This is a genomic window from Pseudomonas sp. Marseille-P9899, from assembly GCF_903166565.1.
Classification (GTDB): domain Bacteria; phylum Pseudomonadota; class Gammaproteobacteria; order Pseudomonadales; family Pseudomonadaceae; genus Aquipseudomonas; species Aquipseudomonas huaxiensis.
In genome coordinates, this window is record NZ_CAESCG010000007.1 from 131,904 (window position 1) to 146,711 (window position 14,808).

The window sequence follows — 14,808 nt, forward strand, 5'->3', positions numbered from 1 at the left end:
GATGTTGTGGCCGAGCACAGTGATTGGTGCCGGAGCCGGCTTTGCCCTCGCCAGTATTCCTGGCGCGTTGCTGGGGGCGTTGCTTGGCCAGGCGATGGACCGCCGACTGCAATTGCACAGTTGGGCGCATCTGCGGGAAAAGCTGGGCGGGCGCCCGGTGCTGCGGGATGACGAAGTGCTGTTCGTGCTACTGGGGCGCCTTGCCAAAAGCGGCGGCCGGGTGCTCGAAGGGCATATTCAACAGGCGCGCCACGAGATGCAGCGGCTTGAGATGGACACCGCCGGCCGCAAGAAAGCCATTGCCGCGTTCAATCGCGGCAAGGCCGGGCGCGAAAAAGTGGACGGGCACTTGCGCCGCCTGAAGGAACAGCCGCATGCCGCCGAAGGCGTATTGCGTGCCTGTTGCCGCATGGCCTGGGCCGAAGGCCGTGCCGGGCGCGAACAGAAGGAACTGCTGGTGAGCTGGGGGCAGCAACTGGGCTGGTCGGCGGCCAAGGTGCAGGCGCTGGCGGGTGACTACGAGCCGCGCAAAGCCGCGCTTGAGGGACCGGGCAGTTATCCCGAGGCGTTGCGCTTGCTCGGTGTGACGGCGGAGGCCGAGCCCGGCCAGATCAAGCAAGCCTACCGGCGCCTGCTGAGCCGCCATCATCCGGACAAGCTGCAAGGCAGCGGCGCCAGCCCGGCCCGGGTCCGCGAGGCGACCGAGCGCACACGGGAACTGCATCAGGCCTACTCAATCATCCGCAAGCGCCACGGTTTTTAGTCCACCTGACTCGGGCTCAACCATCCGCGAATCCGCCTGAACAACTGCTCCTGCTCTGCAGTGCGGTTGCCGGGCATCGCGGTCAGCGCCACTTGCCGGTAGTTGCTGTCCTTGAGTCGCTTGCTGGCCTGCAGGCGTTGCCTTGCTGCCTGGCGGGCCTGTTCCTGATCGCTGTAATAGAAGTCGGCGGTCGGCACTTTCAGCGACGGGGTCAGGCTGTCCAGGCTGTGTTCGGCCTTGAGCGGTGTCTGTGCGGCCACCAGCACCAGCTTCTGCACCTGGGCCGGCTGGCGTTCGCTCAGGTAACGGGTCGCCCAGTAGGCGCCGCTGCCATTTCCGATCACGACAATACTGCGCGCGTTCTGCTGCTGGGCGTAGGCCACGGCGGCATCGAGGCGGGCGAAAATCCGTTCGGCGTCGGTGCTGTCACTGCTCGCACCGCCGCCCGCTACACCAGGTGCGTCAGGAGTTTCCGCTTCCGGCGCGGTGGCCTGGGCGATGTTGGCGTTGGCGTCGGCGGGTGTGTCTTTCGCCGGTGCGGCTTTGCTGGTGTCAGCGGCTTCCGGTGCAGGTGCGGGACTTTCGCTGCGGGCAACCGGGCTTTCGGTCAGCAGGTCGGGCAGCGACAGACTCAGGGTGCCCCACTCGGCATCGGGAAACTTGCGCCGCAGCGGGCCGACGGTCTTCGGCCAGTCGGCGGTTTCTCCCGCTCCGGCGAGAATTACCAGAACACCATGGGGAGAAGGGCTGTTGGCCGGCTTCCACAAGGCCAGGAAGTTATCGCTGCCGGCTTGCAGGGTTTGCTGTTCTTCCTTGGGCACCTGGCGTTCCAGCGCCAGCGCGTCTTCCTGACTCCGCTCGGCCAGCGGCTGACGTTGAACTACGGCGGCGTCCTTCGTGGTTTCTGGCGTTTTGCCATCCTCGGCGAGCACGGTACACGGTAGTATCAAGGTCAGGCATAACGTAGGAAGCGTCGTGCGATAGAGTGAGAACATTGATCGATCCAGGCCAGAATGATACCGGCAGCCTAATGGTATTTGTCTTGGACGGCCACGCCTCGCGACCGTCCTTCTATTGACGAGATTCAAGATGATTCGTTTGTGCCGTCTGTGGGTTATCGGCTGTTTTTGCTTGCCCTTGATCGTCTGGGCCGCGCCCGCGCCGACCGCGGTGCAACTGGACCCGGCGCAACGGCAGTGGCTTGAGCAGCACCGCAGCCTGCGGGTCGGCATGGTGCTGCAAGCCCCCTTTGCCCAGTTCGACCGGCGTTTGCAGCAGCTGTCCGGGGTCAACGTCGAGCTGATGAACATGCTCGCCCGCAGCCTTGGCCTGGACCTGACCTGGCGCAATTTCTCCGATCAGGCCGAACTCGAACGGGCGCTGGCCGGCGGTGAGGTCGACCTGGCACCGGGCCTGACCCAGACGCCTGCGGGCCTGCGCCTATGGTTGTTCAGCGATCCGTACATGCGCGTGCCGCAGCTGGTCGTCGGTCCGCGCAGCGGTGCGGTGGCGGTGGATCTTGAGAAGATCGGCGACGTCGAACGGGTCGCCGTGCGCATGCCCAGCGCCGTGGCCGACTATCTGCGCGCCACTTATTCCAATCTCAACCTGCAAGGCGTGCCGGGCGAGCGCCAGGCCCTGCAACTGGTGGTCGGCGAGCAGGCGCGCTACGCGGTGGTGGATGAGGCGCAACTGAGCCGGTTGTCGCGGGAGAGCGAATTCAGCGAGCTGGCGGTGGTCGGCGATATCGGTTTCCCGCAATTGCTCCGGGTCGCCTCGCGGCGTGACTGGCCGCTGCTCGCGGATATCCTCGAGCGTGGCTTGCAGGCGATCCCGGCCAAGGAGCTGGAGCAACTTCACTCGCGTTGGTTGCAGCCCAAGTACCCGCGGTTGAGCGAGTCGCCGGGCTTCTGGCAGAACCTTGCGCTGTTGTTCGCCGCGCTGTTTTTCAGCGGGGTGGCCATCATCATCTGGCAGCGCCGCCAGCAGCATTTTCTTGAGCACAGCCTGCTGACCGCGCGGGAAGACCTGGCCCAGCGGTTGTCCCGCGAAGAGGAACTGCGCCTCAGCCAGTTCTCCCTTGATCAGAGCACCGTGGGCATTCTCTGGGTGCACTGGGACAGCCATGTGCGCTACGCCAACCACGCCGTGGAAACGATGCTCGGCTATCAGCCGGGGGCGATGGCCGAGCGGCCGTTGATCGACTTCGATCCAGAGCTGCACATGGACCGTTGGCTGGATTTGTGGAAGCGTGCGCGGGCCAGCGATGAATCCGCCCAGCGCTTCGAAACCCGCTGGCTGCGCGCCGATGGCAGCTTGCTGCCGGTGGACATGTCGCTGAGCTTCCTGCGCTTTCGTGATGCCGAATACCTAGTGGTGTTCCTCACCGACGTGACCGAACGCCGCCGCGCCGAAGCCGCCCAGCGCGAAAGCGAGGCACGGCTCAAGGGCATCGCCGCCAACGTGCCGGGGCTGGTGTTCCGCCTGGAGCGCGATCCCGGCATCGACGAATTGGAATTTCCCTACATCAGTGAAGGCAGCGAGGCGCTGGTCGGCTATGCGCCGGCAGAGATCCAGCACCCGGACATGGGCTTGCGCAGCCTGGTCCACAGCGCCGACCGCGCCGACTATCACCGTGTCCAGGATCAGGCGCTGGCCAGCGACAGCGACTGGTCCTGGCAGGGGCGCATCCTCACCCGCCAGGGCGAACAGCGCTGGGCAGACATCAAGGCCAGTGCCCGCAAACTCAGCGGTGGCCGGGTGGTCTGGGACGGTATCGTCTGGGACATCACCCAGAGCAAGCAGGTCGAGTTGGAGCTGGCCCGCTCCCAGGAGCAATTGCGGGAACTGGCCGCGCACCTGGAAAGCGTGCGCGAGGAAGAAAAGGCGCGGATTGCCCGGGAAGTCCATGACGAGCTGGGGCAGATGCTCACCGTGCTGAAACTGGAGACTTCAATGTGCGAACTGGCTTACGCCGACCTCGACCCAGGTCTGACGGAGCGCTTGGGCAGCATGAAGCGTCTGATCGCCCAACTGTTCCAGTTGGTTCGCGATGTGGCCACGGCCCTGCGGCCGCCGATTCTCGATGCGGGCATCGCTTCGGCTATCGAATGGCAGGCCCAGCGTTTCGAAGCACGCACGCAGATCCCGTGCCTGGTGCAGGTGCCGGAAAACCTCCCGCCGCTCAGCGATGCCAAGGCCACCAGCCTGTTCCGCGTGTTGCAGGAGGCGCTGACCAATGTCATGCGCCATGCCCAGGCGCATACTGTCGAAATAACACTGCACCTCGACGGCCCCATGCTGTGCCTGATTATCAGCGACGATGGTCTGGGGTTCGTGCGGGACGACAGCCGTCCCACCTCCTTTGGGCTGGTGGGCATGCGCGAGCGGGTGTTGATGCTCGGTGGTGACATGCACCTTGAAAGCGAGCCGGGCGAGGGCACCAGCCTGCGCGTGCGCATACCTCTGGATTGAGACAGGAGCGAAAAAGTGATTCGAGTTCTGGTTGCCGAAGACCACACCATCGTGCGCGAGGGCATCAAGCAACTGATTGGCCTGGCCAAGGACATGCAGGTCGTGGGCGAGGCGGGCAACGGCGAGCAGTTGCTGGAGACGCTGCGGCACACCGCGTGCGAAGTGGTCTTGCTGGATATTTCCATGCCCGGGGTTAACGGCCTGGAGGCAATCCCGCGGATTCGCGCGTTGAACTCGCCGCCGGCGATCCTGGTGCTGTCGATGCACGACGAAGCGCAGATGGCGGCACGGGCATTGAAAGTCGGTGCTGCCGGCTATGCCACCAAGGACAGTGACCCCGCGCTGTTGCTCACCGCCATTCGCCGCGTGGCGGGCGGCGGGCGCTATATCGACCCGGACCTGGCCGACCGCATGGTCTTCGAAGTCGGCCTGACGGATGCCCGGCCGCTGCACTCGCTGTTGTCCGAGCGCGAGTTCTCGGTGTTCGAGCGTTTGGCCCAGGGCGCCAACGTCAACGACATCGCCCAGCAGCTGGCGCTGAGCAACAAGACCATCAGCACCCACAAGGCGCGGCTGATGCAGAAGCTCAACGTGACGTCGTTGGCGGAATTGGTGAAGTACGCGATGGAGCACAAGTTGCTCTGAGTGTTCTGGAAACGACAGGGGGTGGGCAGTTTTTCGCGACGGTTCGGCGCTCCGACAAGCTCGCTCCTACAGTAGGAAGCTGCTCCCGATCCTGTAGGAGCGAGCTTGCTCGCGAAACCACGTACCTAAAACCGCCATCTTTGTAGGGCAATCCCTACAGCCACCTTTCCAACTGGCTGATATCAATCTCTCAGCCCCCCCGATTTGCGCAGCCCCGGCCCTTCTCTACGCTTGGATCACAGCAGTCATCCAATAAAAGGTGCGGGTATGAGTGAGGTCAATTCGAGCGCTGGAACCGGCGAAGTGCTGGTCAGCTTCCGTGGTGTGCAGAAGAGCTACGACGGCGAATCGCTGATCGTCAAAGACCTCAACCTGGACATTCGCAAGGGCGAGTTCCTGACCCTGCTCGGACCGTCCGGTTCGGGCAAGACCACCAGCCTGATGATGCTGGCCGGTTTCGAGACACCGACCGCCGGCGAGATCCAACTGGCCGGCCGTTCGATCAACAACGTGCCGCCGCATAAACGCGACATCGGCATGGTCTTCCAGAACTACGCACTGTTCCCGCACATGACCGTGGCCGAGAACCTGGCGTTCCCGCTCAGCGTGCGCAACCTGAGCAAGACCGACGTCAGCGAGCGGGTCAAGCGCGTGCTGAACATGGTCCAGCTCGATGCCTTCGCCCAGCGCTATCCGGGCCAGCTTTCCGGTGGTCAGCAACAGCGTGTGGCCCTGGCCCGGGCGCTGGTGTTCGAGCCGCAACTGGTGCTGATGGACGAACCCCTTGGCGCGCTGGACAAGCAACTGCGTGAACACATGCAGATGGAAATCAAACACCTGCACCAGCGCCTGGGCGTGACCGTGGTCTACGTGACCCACGACCAGGGCGAAGCGCTGACCATGTCCGACCGCGTGGCGGTATTCCACCAGGGCGAGATCCAGCAGATCGCCGACCCGCGCACCCTCTACGAAGAGCCGAAGAACACCTTCGTCGCCAACTTCATCGGCGAGAACAACCGCATCAACGGGCGCTTGCTCAGCCGCGACGGCGATCGCTGCCTGGTGTCCCTGGCCCGCGGCGAGAAGGTCGAGGCGCTGGCGGTCAACGTCGGTGAGCCGGGCGAGCCGGTGACCCTGTCGGTGCGTCCGGAGCGCGTGCGCCTGAACGGCCACAGCGAAAGCTGCGTCAACCGCTTCTCTGGCCGGGTGGCCGAATTCATCTACCTGGGCGACCACGTGCGGGTACGCCTGGAAGTTTGCGGCAAGGCCGATTTCTTCGTGAAGCAGCCTATCGCCGAACTCGACCCGGCCCTGGCCGTGGGCGACGTGGTACCACTGGGCTGGGCGGTCGAGCACGGACGTGCGCTCGATCCGCTTCTGGAAGCCCAATGAGGTTTGCGATACCAACCCCTGCAACGTGGAGAAAATAAGAATGCTCAAGCACTTGAAGTTGACCGCACTGACTCTGGGACTGTTCGCTGCGACCCAGGCGATGGCGGCAAGCGATCTGACCGTGATTTCCTTGGGTGGCGCCAACAAGGCGGCCCAGGTCAAGGCGTTCTACGAGCCGTGGGAAAAGGCGGGCAACGGCAAGATCGTCGCGGGTGAATACAACGGTGAGATGGCCAAGGTCAAAGCCATGGTCGACACCAAGAGCGTGTCTTGGAACCTGGTGGAAGTCGAATCGCCGGAACTGGCTCGCGGCTGCGACGAAGGCATGTTCGAAGAGCTGGATCCTGCGCTGTTCGGCGATGAGTCCGACTACGTTCCCGGCGCTATCCAGCCGTGCGGCGTAGGCTTCTTCGTCTGGTCCACGGTCATGGCCTACAACGCCGACAAACTGAAGACCGCGCCAACCAGCTGGAAAGACTTCTGGGACACCAAGAACTTCCCGGGCAAGCGCGGCCTGCGCAAGGGCGCCAAGTACACCCTGGAATTCGCCCTGATGGCCGACGGCGTTGCGCCGAAGGACGTCTACAAGGTGCTCGGCACCAAGGAAGGCCAGGACCGCGCCTTCAAGAAACTCGACGAGCTGAAACCGAGCATCCAGTGGTGGGAAGCCGGCGCCCAGCCGCCGCAGTACCTGGCCTCGGGTGACGTGGTGATGAGCTCGGCCTACAACGGCCGGATCGCCGCGGTACAGAAAGAAAGCAACCTGAAAGTGGTCTGGAACGGCGGCATCTACGACTTCGACGCCTGGGCCATTCCGAAGGGCGCGAAAAACGCCGAAGAGGCGAAGAAGTTCATCGCCTACTCGGTCAAGCCTGAGCAGCAGAAGATCTACTCGGAGAACATCGCCTACGGTCCGGCCAACTCCAAGGCGGTCGCGCTGCTGTCCGACGAGATCAAGAAGGACATGCCGACCACCCCGGAAAACATCGCCAACCAGGTGCAGATCGACGTGGCGTTCTGGGCTGACAACAGCGAACAGTTGGAGCAACGCTTCAACGCCTGGGCGGCCAAGTAAGCCGTGCTGACAGGGCGCCGGTGTTGACACCGGCGCCCCCTGTTTCCAAGATTTTCCGGAGTTCGCTATGGCCATCGCAGTGCCCCTCAAAGAAGGCGCAGGTTCCAACCTCAAGCAGCGTCTGGCGCGTGCCGAGCGGGTCAACCGCTGGAAGGCGCAGGCGCTGATCGCGCCCCTGGCGCTGTTTCTATTGCTGGTGTTTCTCGTGCCGATCGCCGCGCTGCTGTACAAGAGCGTCGGCAACCCCGAGGTCGTCAGTGGCCTGCCGCGCACCGTGGTCGCCGTGGCCGAGTGGGATGGCAAGAGCCTGCCGGGCGAGCCCGTGTACAAGGCGCTCAGCGAAGACCTTGCCGAATCGCGCAAGAACCAGACCCTGGGCGACCTGTCCAAGCGTCTGAACATGGAACTGGCCGGCTACCGCAGCCTCCTGGCGAAAACCGCCCGGGCCCTGCCGTTCAAGACCGAACCGGCTTCCTATAAAGATGCCATGCAAGAGCTGGACGAACGCTGGGGCGACCCCGCCTACTGGCAGGCGATCCGCCGCAACACCAGCAGCGTGACTCCGTTCTACCTGCTGGCGGCCGTCGACCATCGCATCGACGACTTGGGCGAACTGGCCCCGGCCACCCCGGATCAGGCCATTTACCTGGACATCTTCACCCGTACCCTGTGGATGGGCTTCGTCATCACCGCCATCTGCCTGGTGCTGGCTTACCCATTGGCGTACCTGCTGGCCAACCTGCCGACCCGGCAGAGCAACCTGCTGATGATTCTGGTGCTGCTGCCGTTCTGGACGTCGATTCTGGTGCGGGTTGCGGCGTGGATCGTGCTGCTGCAATCGGGCGGACTGATCAACAGCGCGCTGATGGCGCTGGGGATCATCGATAAGCCGCTGGAACTGGTGTTCAACCGCACCGGCGTGTACATCTCGATGGTGCATATCCTGCTGCCGTTCATGATCCTGCCGATCTACAGCGTGATGAAAGGCATCTCGCCGACCTACATGCGGGCCGCGATCTCGCTGGGTTGCCATCCGTTCACCAGCTTCTGGCGCGTGTACTTCCCGCAGACCTACGCCGGTGTCGGCGCCGGTTGCCTGCTGGTGTTCATCATGGCCATTGGTTACTACATCACCCCGGCACTGCTGGGTAGCCCGAACGACCAGATGGTCAGCTACTTCGTGGCGTTCTACACCAACACCAGCATCAACTGGGGCATGGCGACCGCGCTGGGCGGCCTGCTGTTGCTGGCCACTGTGCTGCTGTACCTGATCTATAGCTGGCTGGTCGGCTCCAGCCGCCTGCGTCTGAGCTGAGGAGCGAATTCATGCTGAGCCCCTACATGTCGCCCGTCGAGCGGGTCTGGTTCTACAGTTTGCGCATTCTCTGCGGCCTGATCCTGCTGTTCCTGGTGTTGCCGGTGCTGGTGATCATCCCGTTGTCGTTCAACTCCGGCAGCTTCCTGGTCTATCCGCTGCAAGGCTTCTCGCTGCAGTGGTACCACAACTTCTTCGCCTCGGATGAGTGGATGCGGGCGTTGACCAACAGCATCATCGTCGCTCCGGCGGCCACCGCACTGGCGATGGTCTTCGGCACCCTGGCCTCGATCGGCCTGACCCGCGGGGACTTCCCCGGCAAGTCGCTGATCATGGCCCTGGTGATTTCGCCGATGGTGGTGCCGGTGGTGATCATCGGTGTGGCCAGCTACCTGTTCTTCGCGCCGCTGGGGCTGGGCAACAGCTTCATCTCGCTGATTCTGGTGCACGCGGTGCTGGGTGTGCCGTTCGTCATCATCACGGTGTCGGCGACCCTGCAGGGCTTCAACCACAACCTGGTGCGGGCCGCCGCGAGCCTGGGTGCTTCGCCGGTGACCGCGTTCCGCCGGGTGACCCTGCCGCTGATCGCGCCGGGGGTGATTTCGGGGGCACTGTTCGCCTTCGCCACCTCGTTCGATGAAGTGGTGGTGACCCTGTTCCTCGCCGGTCCCGAGCAGGCCACCCTGCCACGGCAGATGTTCAGCGGTATCCGTGAGAACCTCAGCCCGACCATCGCCGCTGCAGCGACCCTGCTGATTGCTTTCTCGGTCGTTCTGCTGCTGACCCTGGAATGGCTGCGCGGTCGCAGTGAGAAAATGCGTACGCAACAACCGGAATGATCTTTCCTGGGGCCGGCCAGCCGGCCCCGGACTGCATCCGTCGAGGTGTTTGACACCGGGCAGCCCCAGGCCGGTTGCGTGAGGTACAATGCGCGCCACCGTGAAATTGCCTACAGGTGCGCCATGCAGCCCTTCGCTATTGCCCCCTCGATTCTTTCCGCCGACTTCGCCCGCCTGGGCGAGGAAGTCGACAATGTGCTGGCCTCCGGCGCCGACATCGTTCACTTCGATGTGATGGACAACCACTACGTGCCCAACCTGACCATCGGCCCGATGGTCTGCTCGGCGCTGCGCAAGCATGGCGTAACCGCGCCGATCGACGTGCACCTGATGGTCAGCCCGGTCGACCGCATCATCGGCGACTTCATCGAGGCTGGCGCCACCTACATCACCTTCCACCCGGATGCCACCCTGCACGTCGACCGCTCGCTGCAACTGATCCGCGACGGCGGTTGCAAGGCCGGCCTGGTGTTCAACCCGGCTGCTGGCCTGGAAGCGCTGAAGTACGTGATGGACAAGGTCGACATGATCCTGCTGATGAGCGTCAACCCAGGCTTTGGCGGCCAGAAGTTCATCCCCGGCACCCTCGACAAGCTGCGTGAAGCCCGCGCGCTGATCGACGCCAGCGGTCGCGATATCCGCCTGGAAATCGACGGCGGCGTGAACGTCAACAACATCCGCGAAATCGCCGCCGCTGGCGCCGACACCTTCGTTGCGGGCTCGGCGATCTTCAACACGCCGAACTACAAGGAAGTCATCGACAAGATGCGCGCCGAACTGGCTCAGGCCCGCCCATGAGCGGTTTCGAGCAGCTGTTCCCCGGGAGTCTGCCCAGGCTGGTGATGTTCGATCTGGACGGCACCCTTATCGACTCCGTTCCGGACCTGGCGGTGGCGGTCGATCGCATGCTGCTCGAAATGAATCGCGCGCCGGCCGGTATCGACGCGGTGCGCGAGTGGGTTGGCAATGGTGCTCCGGTGCTGGTGCGCCGGGCGCTGGCCGGTGGCATCGACCATAGCGCGGTGAGCGACGACGAGGCCGAGCGCGGTCTGGAAATCTTCATGGAAGCTTATGCCGAGAGCCACGACCTGACGGTGACCTACCCCGGGGTGCACGACACCCTCAAGTGGCTGCACCAGCAGAAAGTGGAAATGGCGCTGATCACCAACAAGCCGGAACGCTTCGTCGGCCCGCTGCTGGACCAGATGCAGATCGGTCGCTATTTCCGCTGGATCATCGGCGGTGACACGCCGCCGCAGAAGAAGCCGGACCCGGCGGCGCTGCTGTTTGTCATGCAGATGGCTGGCGTGCAGGCGCACGACGCCCTGTTCGTCGGCGACTCGCGCAGTGACGTGCAGGCGGCGAAGGCCGCGGGCGTGCAGTGCGTCGGCCTGACCTACGGTTACAACCATGGCCGGCCAATCAGCGACGAATCGCCCGCTCTGGTGATCGACGATTTGCGCGCCTTGCTCCCGGTTGCTTCGGTGCAGCCACTGAGCTAACGTTGGCGGACCTCAATTCCCCCCTTGGTAGAGATTCCATCGTGGTAGCACCCGGCAAACTCTGGATGAAAGTCATCAAGGCCCTGGCCCGTTGGCGTTGGCGCGCCTGACTCCTCTCCGGCCGGCTCTGATCCGGCACGTTTGCCATTCGACTTTTCTTGCCCTACTGCCACGAGGCAATCATGATCCGCGAAGAATTCCTGCGCCTGGCCGCTGCCGGCTATAACCGCATTCCCCTGGCCTGCGAAACCCTGGCCGACTTCGACACACCGCTGTCGATCTACCTGAAGCTCGCCGACCAACCCAACTCCTACCTGCTCGAATCGGTGCAGGGCGGCGAGAAGTGGGGCCGTTACTCGATCATCGGTCTGCCGTGCCGCACCGTGCTGCGGGTGCATGACCATCAGGTCCGGATCACCCACGACGGCGTCGAAATCGAGCGCCACGATGTGGAAGACCCGCTGGCCTTCGTCGAAGCCTTCAAAGAACGCTACAAGGTGCCGACCATTCCTGGCCTACCGCGTTTCAACGGCGGCCTGGTCGGTTACTTCGGCTATGACTGCGTGCGGTATGTCGAGAAGCGCCTGGGCAAGTGCCCGAACCCGGATCCGCTGGGCGTGCCGGACATCCTGCTGATGGTGTCCGACGCGGTGGTGGTCTTCGATAACCTCGCCGGCAAGATGCACGCCATTGTTCTCGCCGATCCGTCCCAGGACGATGCCTACGAGCAAGGTCAGGCGCGCCTGCAAGACCTGCTCGAACAACTGCGTCAGCCGATCACCCCGCGCCGTGGCCTCGACTTCAGCGGTGCGCAGGCTGCCGAACCTGAGTTCCGCTCCAGCTTCACTCAGGCGGACTACGAGCGCGCCGTCGATACCATCAAGGAATACATTCTCGCCGGCGACTGCATGCAGGTCGTGCCGTCGCAACGGATGTCCATCGACTTCAAGGCCGCGCCGATCGACCTGTACCGGGCGCTGCGCTGCTTCAACCCGACGCCGTACATGTACTTCTTCAACTTCGGCGACTTCCACGTGGTCGGCAGCTCTCCGGAAGTGCTGGTGCGGGTCGAAGACAACCTGGTCACCGTGCGCCCGATCGCAGGCACCCGTCCACGCGGCGCCAACGAGGAAGCCGACCGGGCGCTGGAAGAAGACCTGCTGTCCGATGACAAGGAAATCGCCGAGCACCTGATGCTGATCGACCTGGGCCGCAATGACGCGGGTCGTGTGTCGGAAACCGGTTCGGTCAAGGTCACCGAGAAGATGGTCATCGAGCGCTATTCCAACGTGATGCACATCGTTTCCAACGTCACCGGCCAACTGAAGAGCGGCCTGACCGCGATGGACGCGCTGCGCGCCATCCTGCCGGCGGGCACCCTGTCCGGTGCGCCGAAGATTCGCGCGATGGAAATCATCGACGAGCTGGAGCCGGTCAAGCGTGGCGTCTACGGTGGCGCGGTGGGGTATTTTGCCTGGAACGGCAACATGGACACCGCCATTGCGATTCGCACCGCGGTGATCAAGGACGGCGAGCTGCATGTGCAGGCCGGTGGCGGCATCGTCGCCGACTCGGTGCCTGCGCTGGAATGGGAAGAAACCATCAACAAGCGTCGCGCGATGTTCCGTGCGGTGGCGCTGGCTGAGCAGACGCCGAAACAGTGATGCCTGATCGCGAGCAAGCTCGCTCCTACAGGAATGCACCAAACCCTGTAGGAGCGAGCTTGCTCGCGATAGGCCGCTGTCAGAACTCTAGGCTCAGCGCCAGATTGACCCCCTGCTGAGTCAGCTCATCGCTCTTGCGCCAGTTATAGCCACCACGCAGCGCCAACCCCGGCGCCAGGCTCTGGCTCAACCCCACACTCACCCGGTTCAGATTGCTCTGCGGCGTATAGCCGGTCAGGGTGAAGTCGTTGGCCGGCAGGCTGTTGAGGTGCAGGGTCAGGTCCTGACGGTCGTCCTCGAACTCATGCTCATGGGCCACTTCGCCAAACAGCAGCGTCGCCGGTGCTACCCGGTATTTGCCCTGCAAGCCCACGCCCAGCCGCCGTGAGTCGCGTTTCTGATCGTCGAAGGTCAGTGCCGTGGAGCGCGCGCCTTTCTCGCTGTAGCCATCCACTTCGACACGGGCGTAATCGGCGCTGACGAACGGCGAAAGCTGCCATGCGCTGCCCGGCGCGGCCAGCTCGAAGCCGAGGCGGGCGGAGACGGCAAGCAAGTCGCCATCGGTGTCACCTTTCTCGCTGCGGTTGTTCGGGCCGAGGGCGAAGGTGCGCTCGAGGTCGTCGTAGTCCAGCCGGCCACCGGTCAGCGCCGCATCGGCCCACCAGCGGCCTTGATGGAACTGCGCGAAGGCGGTGGCGAGGTAGTTGTCGAGGCGGTAGTCGGAGTCCTGTGTGCCGGCTTCCAGTTTCTGCCGGTACACGCCGCCAGCGATGCCGACACGCCAGGCTTCATCAAGGCGGTAGCTGCCTCCTATTGTCAGGTTGTAGCCGCGACCGTCGGCGCTGGCGGAGCTGCGCTGGCTGTCGAAGTCGAGGTTCTGGCCACCCGCTGCGACGATGGCCTGCCATTGTCCGACCGGCTGCCAGTCGGCCTGCCACTGATTGCGCAGTTCGTCCTGGTGGGCGCGCAACGTACCGTGGGCCATTTCCGGTAGCAGCGTCAGTTCCCATGGCGCGGAGAGAATCGAATAGCCGTAGTCGGCAATCATCCGTTGGCCGGCGATGGTCGGGTGCACCGAGTCGTTGAACAACAGCTTGGTCGGATCCGGGGTGGTGCCGTTGGCGCCATACACCGGGTTCTGCACGCAGCCGTTGCCGCTGTAGCAGGTATTGATCAGGTTCTGATCGCTGGCCAGGCCGAACTGCACCGGTGAGGCGAGGGCCTCCTGGAACAGCAACGGAATGTTCAGCGGGATGATCTCGGCGTCGATCCGGGCGAGGCTGGCGACCAGCGTCTGGTTGAAGAAGGCGCTGAGCTGCGAACTCGGGCCTTGCAGCGGTGTGCCGTTGAGAGCAGGCGTCAGGCCGAGATCGGGCAGCAGCCAGACCATGATGTAACGTGCGCCCGCCTGTTGCAGGGCCTGGGCGCTGGCGGCCAGTTGGGTTGCCGACGTGGCGGCGCCGACCGGTGAGGTGATCAACCCCTGAAGGAAGTCGTTGCCGCCACCGGTCAAGTAATACAGGGCATTGGGATCGGCCAGTCGTCCCCCGGCAAGGTAGCCGGGCTTCTGCCGCAGTACCGTGCCCGCACCGGGGTTGCCGGGTGGGATCACCACCAGTGATTCGCCGGTGATGGATTGGAAGATCTGGTCGGTGCGATAGCCTCCGGTTGCCCAGTTGTTGCCATCGGGGATACCGAGAGCCGCATTCACGGGCGACGTGGAGGCGTTCAGGTCACCGGGTGCGATTCCGAGGTAGCCACCCAGGATCATCGGCGACACGGGCGCAAAGCTGCCGTCGGCATTGCGGTTGGTGTAGCGCTGGCTGGTGCCCGGCGCCCCGGCTGAGTCGGGAAACTGTCCGGCATCGGCGAGGCTGTCGCCGAAAACGATCAGGGTGGAGTAAGGCGAGGGGCTTGCAATAGCGGTGGAGCAGGCTGCGGCCAGCAGACATGCAGCGGATTGACGCAGATAACGGCACTTTCTCATCGCAAGAGTCCTTTTTTTGTCTTTGTTTTTGGTATTGCGTCCGAAGAAAGTAGCAAATACCCCGGATCCTGCCTTGTCGATATTGCACGCAATGTTTCCGTGAGCTACTGTGCCGAAACGTATGAACGAGACCTACCCCGTGTTGATCGTCA

Annotated in this window: 11 protein-coding genes and 1 pseudogene; 10 read left to right on the forward strand and 2 right to left on the reverse strand. The window is 63.8% G+C overall.

From position 1 onward, the window contains the following. The first annotated feature begins 1 nt into the window (after position 1). Entirely contained in the window at positions 2-763 is a 762-nt protein-coding gene (locus HWV67_RS26830; RefSeq protein ID WP_175653460.1) for a DnaJ domain-containing protein, read from the forward strand. Here HWV67_RS26830 and HWV67_RS26835 read toward each other — a convergent pair. Beyond that, positions 760-1,758: an alpha/beta hydrolase family protein gene (locus HWV67_RS26835; protein ID WP_175653461.1), complete on the reverse strand. Its 999-nt coding sequence runs from the start codon at positions 1,756-1,758 to the stop codon at positions 760-762. The two genes, HWV67_RS26830 and HWV67_RS26835, sit on opposite strands and share 4 nt — an antisense overlap. A 94-nt stretch (positions 1,759-1,852) precedes the next feature. Here HWV67_RS26835 and HWV67_RS26840 point away from each other — a divergent pair, with 94 nt between their 5' ends. From HWV67_RS26840 to trpE, 9 genes and pseudogenes are all read left to right on the forward strand, one after another. Further along, positions 1,853-4,237: a PAS domain-containing sensor histidine kinase gene (locus HWV67_RS26840; protein ID WP_175653462.1), complete on the forward strand. Its 2,385-nt coding sequence runs from the start codon at positions 1,853-1,855 to the stop codon at positions 4,235-4,237. A gap of 15 nt (positions 4,238-4,252) precedes the next feature. Further along, positions 4,253-4,882, forward strand: a complete 630-nt coding sequence (locus HWV67_RS26845; protein WP_095156145.1) for a response regulator — start codon at positions 4,253-4,255, stop codon at positions 4,880-4,882. Between the two features lie 267 nt (positions 4,883-5,149). Further along, on the forward strand, positions 5,150-6,274 hold the full coding sequence (locus HWV67_RS26850; protein WP_110971546.1) for an ABC transporter ATP-binding protein: 1,125 nt from the start codon (positions 5,150-5,152) through the stop codon (positions 6,272-6,274). A 40-nt stretch (positions 6,275-6,314) separates the two neighbouring features. After that, positions 6,315-7,349 carry an ABC transporter substrate-binding protein gene (locus HWV67_RS26855; protein WP_175653463.1) on the forward strand — a complete coding sequence of 345 codons (1,035 nt, stop codon included), beginning with the start codon at positions 6,315-6,317 and terminating at the stop codon, positions 7,347-7,349. Positions 7,350-7,416: 67 nt separating this feature from the next. Next, entirely contained in the window at positions 7,417-8,664 is a 1,248-nt protein-coding gene (locus HWV67_RS26860) for an ABC transporter permease (protein ID WP_095156142.1), read from the forward strand. A gap of 11 nt (positions 8,665-8,675) precedes the next feature. Then, positions 8,676-9,503, forward strand: a complete 828-nt coding sequence (locus HWV67_RS26865) for an ABC transporter permease (protein ID WP_095156141.1) — start codon at positions 8,676-8,678, stop codon at positions 9,501-9,503. Between the two features lie 123 nt (positions 9,504-9,626). After that, positions 9,627-10,301 carry a ribulose-phosphate 3-epimerase gene (gene rpe, locus HWV67_RS26870; RefSeq protein WP_095156140.1) on the forward strand — a complete coding sequence of 225 codons (675 nt, stop codon included), beginning with the start codon at positions 9,627-9,629 and terminating at the stop codon, positions 10,299-10,301. Continuing rightward, a pseudogene (locus HWV67_RS26875) lies at positions 10,298-11,115 on the forward strand (phosphoglycolate phosphatase). The gene rpe and the pseudogene HWV67_RS26875 overlap by 4 nt, the downstream one beginning before the upstream one ends. A gap of 72 nt (positions 11,116-11,187) precedes the next feature. Further along, positions 11,188-12,669 (forward strand): anthranilate synthase component I, encoded by a 1,482-nt coding sequence (trpE, locus tag HWV67_RS26880; RefSeq protein WP_110971547.1) that lies wholly within the window; start codon positions 11,188-11,190, stop codon positions 12,667-12,669. Positions 12,670-12,748: 79 nt separating this feature from the next. Here trpE and estP read toward each other — a convergent pair whose 3' ends face one another. After that, positions 12,749-14,656 (reverse strand): esterase EstP, encoded by a 1,908-nt coding sequence (gene estP / locus HWV67_RS26885; protein ID WP_175653464.1) that lies wholly within the window; start codon positions 14,654-14,656, stop codon positions 12,749-12,751. Positions 14,657-14,808 lie beyond the last annotated feature (152 nt).